The following is a 10,895-nucleotide window of genomic DNA, read 5'->3' on the forward strand; positions in this document are numbered from 1 at the left end:
CCCCCGCGCCCCCCCCCCCCCGCTGGCGCGCCTGCTGGACCCCGGCTCCCTCACGCCGTTGCACCCGGACGCCGCAGGCGCCGGCCTGCCGCCGCACGGGGAGGACGCCTGCGGTGTGACGGCCGTGCGCGGCCTGGTCGAAGGGGCGCCGGTCGTCGCCTTCTGCACGGACGCCCGGCTGATGGGCGGCGCGCTCGGCGCGGCCGGCGCCGGCCGGATCGTCGAGGCCGTCGAGGCCGCCGTGCGCGGCGACTGCCCGGTGATCGGCCTGTGGCACTCCGGAGGCGCCCGGCTCGCCGACGGCGTGGAGTCCATGGACGGCGTGGGCCGCATGTTCGCCGCCATGACCAGGGCGTCCGGCGTCGTGCCGCAGATCTCGGTCATCCTCGGCCCGGCCGCCGGCGCCGCCGCCTACGGGCCCGCGCTCACCGACGTGGTCGTCATGGCCGACGCCGGGCGGGTGTTCGTGACCGGCCCGGAGATCGTCCGCAGCGTCACCGGCGAGCGGATCGACATGGCCGGGCTCGGCGGGCCGGAGGCGCACGGCAGGAAGTCCGGCGTGGCGCACGTCCTGGCCGCCGACGAGGCCGACGCCTATGCCAGGGCACGCCGCCTCACCGGCCTGTTCGCCGATCAGGGCGCCTGCGCCCCGGTCACGCCGGTCCGGGCCGCGGACCCGCGCGCCCTGCTGCCCGCCTCGCCGAGGCGCGCCTACGACGTGCGGCCCCTGGTGCGGGCCGTGCTCGACGACGGGCTGATGGAGGAGCTCCAGCCGCGCTGGGCCGCCAACATCCTGGTCGCGCTCGGGCGGCTCGGCGGCGGCACCGTCGGCGTGCTGGCCAACAACCCGATCCACAAGGGCGGCTGCCTCGACTCGCTCTCCGCTGAGAAGGCCGCCCGTTTCGTCCGCATGTGCGACTCGCACGGCATCCCGCTCGTCGTGCTCGTGGACGTCCCCGGCTACCTGCCCGGCGTCGGCCAGGAGTGGGGCGGGGTGGTACGGCGCGGCGCCAAGCTGCTGCACGCCTTCGCCGAGTCGGCCGTCCCCCGCGTGACGCTCATCACCCGCAAGGCCTACGGCGGCGCCTACATCGCGATGAACTCCCGCTCGCTCGGCGCGACCACGACCTTCGCCTGGCCGGAGGCCGAGGTGGCGGTGATGGGCGCCGAGTCGGCCGTCGGGGTCCTGCACCGAAAGGCCCTCGCGGCGGCCCCCGAGGACGAGCGCGAGGAACTGCGCGCCCGGCTCGCCGAGGAGCACCGCCGCACGGCCGGCGGCGTGCGCCGGGCGGTGGACCTCGGCGTCGTGGACGAGGTCATCGCCCCCGAGACCACGCGATCCCGGCTCGCCGAGGCGATCGCCCGCGCCCCGCGCGCCCGCGGCCGCCACACCAACATCCCCCTGTGACGTCCCCCGGTGCCACCCGTGCCCCCCGTGCTCAGAGCGGCTGCGCCGACAGGGTCTCCGGCAGGTCGGCGCGGCGGGTCACGCTGAGCTTGCGGTAGACACGCGTCAGGTGCTGCTCCACCGTGCTCACCGTGATGAACAGCTTGGCGGAGATCTCCCGGTTGGAGTAGCCGTCGGCGGCCAGCGACGCCACCCGACGCTCGGCGTCGCTGAGCACCGGCCGCGCGTCGGGGTCGCCGGCCGCCCACGCGCCGTCCGGCAGCGTCCGGCTCAGCGCGCCCGCCTGGCACTCGTGCGCCAGGACGCGCGCCCGGCGGCCCATCACCGCGGCCCGGCGGAACTCGCCGACCTCGTGGTACGCCTCGGCCAGCCCGGTCATCGACCTGGCCAGCTCGTACTTGTCGCCGCCGTCCCGCAGCAGTTCCGCGGACTGGCGCAGCAGCAGCACGCGGTGCCGCTTCTCGGCGGTCCCGGCCAGCACCCGCAACGCCATCCCCTGCACCCGCTTCGACCCGCCGGAGCGCGCCAGCTGCTCCTCCACCAGCAGCCGCGCCTCCTCCGCCTCGTCGAGGGCGAGCAGGGCCTGGGCCGCGTCCAGCCGCCAGGCGATGAACTCGGCGCTGTCGAGCTGCCACTCGCCCATCAGCTCGCCGCACAGCCGCAGATCGCGCAACGCCTGCCGCGCCTGCCCGGCCGCCAGGTGGAAGCGGCCCTTGCCGTACAGGTAGTGCAGCCCGAACCGGGTCTCCAGCATCGCCTCGGGCACCGGCCGGGTGACGGGAGGCAGGCACTCCTCGTACCGGCCCATCGCCGCGCCCGCCAGCAGCAGGCTGCCCAGCGGCCCGCCGACGGCGACCCCCCAGCTGTCCGGCGGGATGAGCTCCAGGGCGCGCCGGGCGTCGGCCGCCGCCGCGGCCGGGTCGCCCCGGCGCAGGCCGATCTCGGCGCGGATCGCCGACAGCCGCGCCTGCCTGCCCGGTGCGTGGCGCGCGGCCGCCTCGGCGACGAAGGAGTCGCACCAGGGCGCGGCCAGGTCGGCCCGGCCGGTGTAGGTCAGGGCCAGCAGCGCGCTCTCGACCGTGTCCAGCGACATCTCGTCCAGCTTGGAGCCGCGCAGGATGCGCTCGGCCGTCGTCGCCGTCTCCGGCAGCGGCCCCTGCGTCAGCGCCCGCACGAGCGCGCCCACCGACTCGGTGCGGCGGTCGGCGCTGAAGGAGTGGGCGGCGCCGCCCGCCTGCTCGTCGCTCAGCTCCGGCAGGTGCGCCAGGAACGGCGGGCAGCTGCTGCGGAACCAGGCGTGCGCCGCCGCCACCTCCGCCACCGCCTCCCGGTCCAGCTCGTCCAGCTTCCTCAGGTGGCCCAGGACGTTCTTGGCGTCGGCCGCGTGACCGTGCCACAGCAGCGCCTTGGCCAGGGTCACGGCGTCGCCGCCGCTCAGGTGGCCCCGGCGCAGCGCCTCGGTCAGCTCGCCCAGGTGCCCGGCGGGCGTGCCGGGGTCGATCCGCCACTTGGCGCGCACCAGCATGGTCGCGATTCCGGCCCGCCGCCGCTCGTCGGAGCAGGAGCGCAGGGCCAGCTTCAGATACTCGATCGCGGACTCCACGCCGTCGTCGCGCAGCGCCTGCGCCGCCGCCTCCTCCAGGATCGGCAGCGCCCACAGCCGGCTCGCGTCACCGGCCCGCAGCAGGTGCCCGGCCACCACCGGGGCGGGCGCGCCGTCGTGGTAGGTCAGCTCGGCGGCCCGGCGGTGCAGGTCGACGCGCTCGCCGTCGTCCAGCCCGGCCAGCACCGCGGCCCTGGCCGCCTCGTCGCGGAACCGGCCGCCGTCCAGCAGCCCCGCCCGGGTCAGCGCCAGGACCTCCTTGGCGGTGGCCGCCTCGTTCGCGCCGAGCAGCCGGGCGACCGGCCCGGCTTCGCCGAGCACGGCCAGCGCCCGCGCCACCCCGGGCGCGGCGTCGCCGGACCGGTGCAGGCAGGCGAGCACCGCCTCGGCGTACCTCTCGCCCCGGCCGTCGCCGATCCGGTGGTCCTCCAGGAGCGCGTCCACCAGCAGCCGGTTGCCGCCGGTCAGCTCGTGCCAGCGGGCCGCCCGCGCGGCGCCGGCCTCGCCGGCCGCCAGCCGCGTCACCTCCGCCACCGTCAGGTGGCTGAGCCGGACCGAGCGGCAGTGCGGCTGCCGCAGCATCTCCGCGTGCAGGCCGCCGAGCGCGTACGGGTCCCGGAAGGTGACCGCCAGCATGATCGGGGCGTACGCGATCCGCCGCGCCAGATGCGACAGGCACAGCTGCGAGGCGTGGTCGGCGTGCTGCAGGTCGTCCACGACGACGAGCAGCGGATGCCGCTCCGCCAGCTCCAGCAGCACCGTGCACAGCGCGTCCACGATCAGCACGTCCACCTGCTCGCCGGGGCCGCTCGCCCCGCGGGCGCCTTCGCGCAGCAGGCTGAGGATGGTGGCGCGGTTCCGCTCGGTCATCCGCGCGCCGAGCAGGAGCTGCGAGAGCACGCCGAAAGGCAGGGCGCTCTCGGCGCGCGAGCCGGTCGCGGTGAGCGGCACGGCGCCGTGTACGCCGCCGTGCTCGGCCAGGCCGTACAGCAGCGCGCTCTTGCCGGTGGCGATCGCGCCGGTCACCATCGCGACGCGGCCCCGGCCGGCGCTGGCCTCGTCCAGCAGTTCGCGGAGCGTGGCCATCTCGTGCCGCTCGACGTCCTCGGCCATGCGGCCCTCCTTGCTCGGAACGGTTCGGTGAAGGTCAGTAGGGGAGCCGGCGGCCCGACGGGGTGCGCAGGTCCAGGTCGCTGCCGGGGCCCGGGCGGCGGCGCGGCCGCGGCTTCCTGAGGGTGACGCGGGCCATCGCGGGCTCAGCCCGCCGCCGCGAGCGGACGCGGCTCCAGAGGACGGGCGGGACGCCGGCGCGCGCGCTCGGCGAGCCGGGTGCCCGCGGCGCGCACGGCGGAGAACGCCGCCGCCGTCACGTCGCTCCCGGCACCCACGCCCCAGGCCGTGCCGGGACCGCTCGCGACGTCGGCCGCCCCCTCGGCGGGGGCGCCGCATTCCGCGTAGACGACCACGTCGTGCGGGGCGCGGCGGACGAGGGACGGCCGGCCGGGCGCCCCCTGCCGCGCCAGCGCCGGAGCGCTCCCGTGCACGGCGCGCACCTCGATGCCCCACGGCCCGAGCTCCTGGCGCAGGTCGCGCGGCACGGCGCCGTCGACCCAGAGCGTGGCCGTGATCGGCACGAACAGCTCGGCCGGCGCGCCGTGGTCCACGTACTCCTCGCGGAACAGCTCGCCGATGCGGCCGGGAGACAGCTCGCCGCCCTCGGCGTCGGCCCGCGCCTGCACCAGGGCCGCCAGGTCGGCCTGGAGGCCGCGCGGCAGGGCGAGCCCGTGCCAGGCGCTCATCACGTACGCGACACCGCCCTTTCCGGACTGGCTGTTGACCCGCACCACCGCCTCGTACGTGCGCCCGACGTCCTTGGGGTCCACAGGCAGGTACGGCGTGCTCCAGGGCAGCTCGGCGGCCGGCACCCCGGTCTGCTCCGCGTGCCGCTCGAGCTCGTCGAACCCCTTCTTGATCGCGTCCTGGTGCGAGCCGGAGAAGGCGGTGTAGACGAGGTCGCCCGCGTACGGATGGCGCGGGTGGACGGTCATCTGGTTGCACTCCTCGACGGTGCGCCGCACGTCGTTGATGTCGGACAGGTCCACGCCCGGGTCGATGCCGTGGGTGAACAGGTTCATGCAGAGGGTCACCAGGCAGACGTTGCCGGCCCGCTCGCCGTTGCCGAACAGGCACCCCTCGATCCGCTCGGCCCCGGCCAGCAGGGCCAGCTCGGCGGCGGCGACCCCGGTGCCCCGGTCGTTGTGCGGGTGGATGGACAGGCACACGTGCTCGCGCCGCGACAGGTTGCGGTCGAGCCACTCGATCTGGTCGGCGAACACGTTGGGCAGCGACCGCTCGACGGTGGTCGGGAAGTTGAGGATGATCCCCCGGCCCGCCTCCGGCTGCCAGGCGTCCATGACCGCCTCGCACACCTCCAGAGCGAAGTCCGGCTCGGTCTCGTTGAAGAGCTCGGGCGAGTACTGGTAGGCCAGGTCGCAGCCGGGCAGCGCGCGCTCGGCGTGGTCCATCATCACCCGGGTGGCCCGCACCGCGAGGTCGCGGCAGCCGGCGCGGTCGAGGCCGAACACCAGCTCGCGGAAGAGCGGCGACGTGGCGTTGTAGATGTGGACCATGGCGCGGGGCGCACCCCTGAGGCAGTCCACGGTGGCTCTGATGAGCTCCTCGCGGGCCTGGGTGAGCACGGTGATGCGCACGTCGTCGGGGATGAGGTCACGCTCGATGAGCAGCCGCACGAAGTCGTGGTCGTCCTGGCTGGCGACGGGGAAGCCGACCTCGATCTCCTTGAAGCCGATCCGCACCAGCAGGTCGAACATCATCAGCTTGCGCTCGGGGGACATCGGGCGGGCCAGCGACTGGTTGCCGTCGCGCAGGTCGGTGGAGAGCCACCGGGGGGCCGCGCTGATGCGCCTGCCCGGCCAGCTGCGATCGGTCAGGTCGAGGGGCGTGAATCCGGTGTAACGTCCGGCACCCTGCATGGCGGATTTCCTTTCGTGGGTGACCCTCGTTTTCCTCGGAACAGGGGTTGGAAATCACCGGCGTCGTTTCTAAGGTGAGGTCGCGGCCCCCGCGGTTCGATTACCGGCGTTATGGCCGGACGTTATAAGTGGCCTGACGGGCCGGGCAAGACGGGGCATCAGGAGTTCGCCGGGAATAGCCCCGGGGACCATCCCCCGTATCGAAAGGAGCAGTCCCCGCTACAACCTTCGGATCGCCCCTATGTCAGGGGCGGCGCGGGCCGCTCACAATGCGAGTCATGGCAGCCTTGTCCGTGCGTGCCCTCGGTCTCTGCGTCGCGGAGGCCCGCCCCCTGGTGCTGGCCGTTTCGGCCCTGCGCTATCTGACCGGTGTCGCGCTCGCACTGCCGGCCGCCACCGCCGCCGTCTTCCTGCCCCAGATCGTGCAGGGCGCGGCCGCGTGGGTGCTCTCGATCTTCGCGATCTATCTCTACAACGGGGTCACCGACGTCACGGAGGACCGGATCAACGGCTCCGGCCGGCCCATCGCCAGGGGGGATCTGGACGCCCGGCTCGCCGCCGGGGTGGCCGCCGGCTCGGGGGGCCCCGCGCTGATCGCGACCGTGGGCCTGCCGGGGCCGATGTTCTGGATCATCGCCGCGAACCTGGTGCTCGGCTACCTGTACTCGGGGCCGCCGGTGCCGCTGAAGGACACCTCGAGCGGCACGATGGCGGTCCTGTGCCTGTCGGGCCTGCTGTCGTACCTGGCGGGCTTCACCGTCGCGACGGCCGGGGGCGGCGTGGCCGCGCCGACCGCGCTCGTGCTGTTCGCCGGGGTGGCCATCGGCTGGATGGTGTTCGTCGGCATGCCGGCCAAGGACCTGTCCGACATCGAGGGGGACACGGCGGCCGGCCGGCGCACGCTCGGCGTGCTGATCGGCGAGCGGATGTCGCGGCAGGTCATGGTGGGCGCCGCGGTGGTGCTCCTGGTGGCCTTCGGCCTGGCGGTGTCGCTGGCGCGGGTGCCGCTCGGCGGCGTCGTGGCGGCCCTGGCGGCGGGCGTGATCGCGGTGGCGGTCGCCGGGCGCCAGGTGGCCAGGGGAGCCGGGGACGGCGACCGCCGCCGGGCGCGGCGTCCGTATGGAGCGTTCATGGGAACGCAACATCTGCTTCACCTGACCGCGTTTTTGTCATGGATCTGACCCAAATGTTGCATGTGTCTCCTGGTCGCGCGATAGTTTGGAGAACGCTCAACGCGCGGCGGCGGAGGGGGGGACATTGGAGGCGGCACACGGGGCCACGGGGGACCCGGCGGAATTAGTCGAATCGTGTCGTGATTTAATCCTCAACGAATTCGAATCAGCACTGCAGACCGCCGGTAACGCCGTCTTCGCAGATCAGAGCGCCCGCGACCTGGCGCTCTCCACCGCCCGCCAGGTGCTGGACGACGTGGCGGCCACGCTGCGTGCCGGAAAGGTGCAGGTGGGCGAGCTCTATCAATTTCACGCGCGCGAGGTGGGAAACGTGCGCGCGGCCGGCGGCGTCCATCCCAAAGCATCACTTGAGGCGGGCTCACTTTTCTTCCGTTCGGCGCTGCGCCATTTGACCCGCCGGATCGCCGCCGCGTACGAGTCACCGGCCGACCTGATCGCGCTGGCCGTCAGCGGCATGGAGGAGAGCCTGTCCCGGCGCGTCCGCGCCTCCGCCGACACCTACCACAGCTTCCTGCTCAACCAGGTCCACGAGGCGCAGGACGACGAGCGCCGCCGCATCGCCCGCGAGCTGCACGACCGCATCGGCCACGGTGTCAGCGTCGCCCACCAGCAGCTCGCGCTGTCGGAGGTCTACCGGCCGGTGGACGCCGCCCGCGCCGCCGCCAAGATCAGCCTCGCCCAGCAGGCCGTCCAGGAGACGATGGAGAACCTGCGGCAGATCACCTCCGAGCTGCACCCGCAGGTCCCCGTCAAGAGCCTGGAGAAGTCGCTGCTCGGGTTCCTCGAAACGATCGAGGACGAGGTGGTCTCCGTCGGGCTCGACGTGAGCGGCGACGAGTCGTGGGCCACGCCGCGCGTGCTCGACGAGGCGTTCCTCATCGTCCGCGAGGCCGTGCGCAACGCGCTCGCCCATGGCCGCCCGAGGATCGTCGTGGTCCGGGTGAACATCGCCCCGCACGAACTGTCGGCGTCGGTCCAGGACAACGGCCGCGGCTTCGACCCCGCCGGGGAACGCGAGCACGACGGCGTGGGCCTCACCTCCATGCGCGAGCGCGCCGAACTGCTCGGCGGCCGGGTGCTCATCTCCAGCGAGCCGGGCGGCGGCTGCCTGGTCGAGCTCTTCGTCCCACTCAAGAGGCGGGCCGGTGGACAGCGTGATGCCTAGCGCCAGGATCTCGGTGGTCCTGGTGGACGATCACGCGCTGTTCAGGGAGGGCCTGCGGGAGATCCTGGAGTCGGTCGGCGACATCAGCGTGGCCGGCGAGGCCGGCGACTCCGCCACCGCCGTGCGCGTGGTGGCCGAGACGCTGCCGGACGTGGTGCTGCTCGACGTGGAGATCCCCGGCGACGAGGTGACCGAGACCGTCGGCCGCATCCGCGCGCTGTCGCCGGAGACCGGGATCATCATCCTCAGCATGTACGACGGGCCGCACCTGCTCACCCGGCTGCTGGCCGCCGGCATCCGCGGCTACCTGCTGAAGAGCGTGCACCGCCACGAGCTGATCTCGGCGGTGCGCAGCGTCCACGAGGAGCCGTCCCGGCTGGTGCTGGCCGTCTCCCGCAGCAGCCTGGCCCGGGTGGAGGCGCCGTCGACCGGCGTGCTGTCGGACAAGGAGCTGGAGGTGCTGCAGCTCGCCGCGCAGGCGCTCAGCAACAACCAGATCGCCCGCCGGCTCGGCCTGGCGGAGGCCACGGTCAAGCGCCACATGCGCAACATCTTCGTCAAGCTCAACGCCGCCTCCCGGATCGACGCGGTCAACAAGGCCCTGGCGGCCTCGCTGATCCCGCCTCAGAGCAGGGGCGGCGAGGACTGACCCGGGGGGCAGGCCGGGAAGAGTCCCGACAGCGCGTCACGGGTGTCGGCCGGCAGCTCGACCGACGAGGCCGCCAGGTTCATCTCCAGGTGCACCGGGTCGCGGGTGCTCGGCACGGGCACGACGTGCTCGCCCTGGGCCAGCAGCCAGCTCAGCGCCAGCCGGCCGGCCCCCACGTCGAGCCGGGCGGCCATCGCCTCCAGCGTCTTGAGCTGCGGCGCGCAGGCCTCGTGCCGCTCGGGGTCGAACCGGGGATCGGCGAGCCGCCAGTCGCCCGGCCCGAAGGCGGGACGCGGCCCCACCCTGCCGGTGAGGAACCCGCGGCCCAGCGGACGGGCGGCGACCACGGCGATGCCGAGTTCGCGCACGGTGTCGAGCAGGACGGCCGAGGGTCGCCGGCCCCACAGGGAGAACTCCACGGCGATCGCGGTGATGGGGTGCACCGCGTGCGCCCGCCGCACCTGCTGGGAGGTGCCGCCGGTCAGCCCCAGATGACCGATCTTCCCGGCCGCGACCAGCTCCGACAGCCGTTCCACACTGGACTCGACGGGGACGCGCTCGTCCTGGCAGTCGAGGTAGAACAGGCCGATGCGGCCGGTGCGCAGCCGCCTGAGCGAGGCGTCGCAGTCGCGTTCGAGTGAGCCGGGCCGCCCGTCGGACTCCACCGTCCCCCTCGGGCCGTGCCGGCGGACCCCGCCGCGCGTGGCCACCACCACGCCCTCGCCCCGGCGGGCGACGGCCCTGCCGATCAGGCTCTCCACGTGGCCCGCGGCGTAGAAGCCCGCCGTGTCGAGAAAGGTCACGCCGGCGTCCAGCGCCGACCGGATCAGCCGGTCGGCGTCGGTGTCGCCGACCGCGCCGTAGGCGCCGGTGAGGGCGAGCGAGCCGAGCCCGACGCCGGAGATAACCGGCCCCGACGGGCCGAGCCTCGTGTACCGCACGAATCCCCTAACATTCCGTATCTTTCCCGTGTGCGCCTTCCTATCAAAAAGGTCATCAATTCGCGTGGCAACCCCGTACTTCACAATGAGTGGAATTGGCCGGTCAACCCCCGATGCGCCCCTGCGCATGATAGGGGACCTCCGGGGGGCCCGGCCATGCCGGAACCCCTATCCCTACCCCTGAGAATCCGGTGGCACCCATAAAGATGATTGGCCTTCCTTTCGACGGCCCTGGACGGCGGCTAATGTGCCGGTTATACGGGGTCCGAGGAGGTTTTGGTGATCGAGGAGATCCTGCCGGTGACGGTCAAGTCTTTCGACACCTTCACCGACCCGGCCGGCGTCGTCCTCTTCCCGGAGGAGGCGGAGCTGGTGCGCCGCGTGGCGGTCAAGCGCCGCGCCGAGTTCACCACCGCGCGCGACTGCGCCCACCGGGCCATGCGGCGGCTCGGCCTCGACCCCGTGCCGATCCTGAGCGGCTCGTACGGCGAGCCGCTGTGGCCGCCCGGCGTCATCGGCAGCATCACGCACTGCGCCGGCTACCGGGCGGCCGCCGTGAGCGCCGAGCCCGGGGCCGTCGGCATCGACGCCGAGCCGGACGCCCCGCTGCCCCCCGGGGTGCTGGAGGTCGTCTCCGTCCCCGGCGAGCGCGAGATGCTGCGCGGCCTGGCCGACCGGTATCCGCGCACGAGCTGGGACCGGCTGCTGTTCAGCGCCAAGGAGGCGGTCTACAAGGCGTGGTTCCCGCTGGCCGCGCGCTGGCTCGACTTCCAGGACGCGGTGGTCAGCGTCGACCCGGTGCGCGGCACGTTCCGGGCCGAGCTGCTCGTGCCGGGGCCGCGCTGGATGGGCCGGCCGCTGACCGGGTTCAGCGGCCGGTGGCGCACCGGCGGCGGCCTGATCGTCACCGCCGTCGCCGCGCTCGCGCCGGCCGCCGCCGTAC

At 74.0% G+C, this 10,895-nt stretch carries 8 protein-coding genes; 5 read left to right on the forward strand and 3 right to left on the reverse strand.

The window, feature by feature from the left end; all coding sequences use genetic code 11:
• Nucleotides 1-1,408, forward strand: a 1,408-nt coding sequence (locus ADY59_RS44295) for a carboxyl transferase domain-containing protein (RefSeq protein ID WP_049576435.1), incomplete at its 5' end; no start/stop codon positions are given.
• Between the two features lie 31 nt (nt 1,409-1,439).
• Here ADY59_RS44295 and ADY59_RS44300 read toward each other — a convergent pair.
• Both ADY59_RS44300 and ADY59_RS44305 read right to left on the reverse strand, forming a co-directional pair.
• Nucleotides 1,440-4,124: an AAA family ATPase gene (locus ADY59_RS44300; protein WP_049576438.1), complete on the reverse strand. Its 2,685-nt coding sequence runs from the start codon at nt 4,122-4,124 to the stop codon at nt 1,440-1,442.
• 143 nt (nt 4,125-4,267) lie between these two features.
• Nucleotides 4,268-6,004, reverse strand: coding sequence for a 2-isopropylmalate synthase (locus tag ADY59_RS44305; protein ID WP_049576439.1), 1,737 nt, complete (start codon nt 6,002-6,004; stop codon nt 4,268-4,270).
• A 278-nt stretch (nt 6,005-6,282) separates the two neighbouring features.
• On the opposite strand from ADY59_RS44305, the gene ADY59_RS44310 reads away from it, so the two are divergent.
• The 3 genes from ADY59_RS44310 (at nt 6,283) to ADY59_RS44325 (ending at nt 9,011) form a co-directional block, all read left to right on the forward strand.
• Entirely contained in the window at nt 6,283-7,185 is a 903-nt protein-coding gene (locus tag ADY59_RS44310) for a UbiA family prenyltransferase (protein WP_197094145.1), read from the forward strand.
• Between the two features lie 235 nt (nt 7,186-7,420).
• Nucleotides 7,421-8,362, forward strand: a complete 942-nt coding sequence (locus tag ADY59_RS47880) for a sensor histidine kinase (RefSeq protein WP_156326119.1) — start codon at nt 7,421-7,423, stop codon at nt 8,360-8,362.
• Entirely contained in the window at nt 8,355-9,011 is a 657-nt protein-coding gene (locus ADY59_RS44325; protein ID WP_053175765.1) for a response regulator transcription factor, read from the forward strand. The genes ADY59_RS47880 and ADY59_RS44325 overlap by 8 nt, the downstream gene beginning before the upstream one ends.
• On the opposite strand, the gene ADY59_RS44330 is transcribed toward ADY59_RS44325, so the two are convergent.
• Nucleotides 8,987-9,952 carry an aldo/keto reductase gene (locus ADY59_RS44330; protein WP_049576456.1) on the reverse strand — a complete coding sequence of 322 codons (966 nt, stop codon included), beginning with the start codon at nt 9,950-9,952 and terminating at the stop codon, nt 8,987-8,989. The two genes, ADY59_RS44325 and ADY59_RS44330, sit on opposite strands and share 25 nt — an antisense overlap.
• Before the next feature lie 279 nt (nt 9,953-10,231).
• On the opposite strand from ADY59_RS44330, the gene ADY59_RS44335 reads away from it, so the two are divergent.
• Nucleotides 10,232-10,895, forward strand: a 664-nt coding sequence (locus ADY59_RS44335; protein ID WP_049576453.1) for a 4'-phosphopantetheinyl transferase family protein, incomplete at its 3' end; no start/stop codon positions are given.

Origin of the sequence: Nonomuraea sp. SBT364, assembly GCF_001083785.1 — a bacterium.
Classification (GTDB): Bacteria; Actinomycetota; Actinomycetes; order Streptosporangiales; family Streptosporangiaceae; genus Nonomuraea.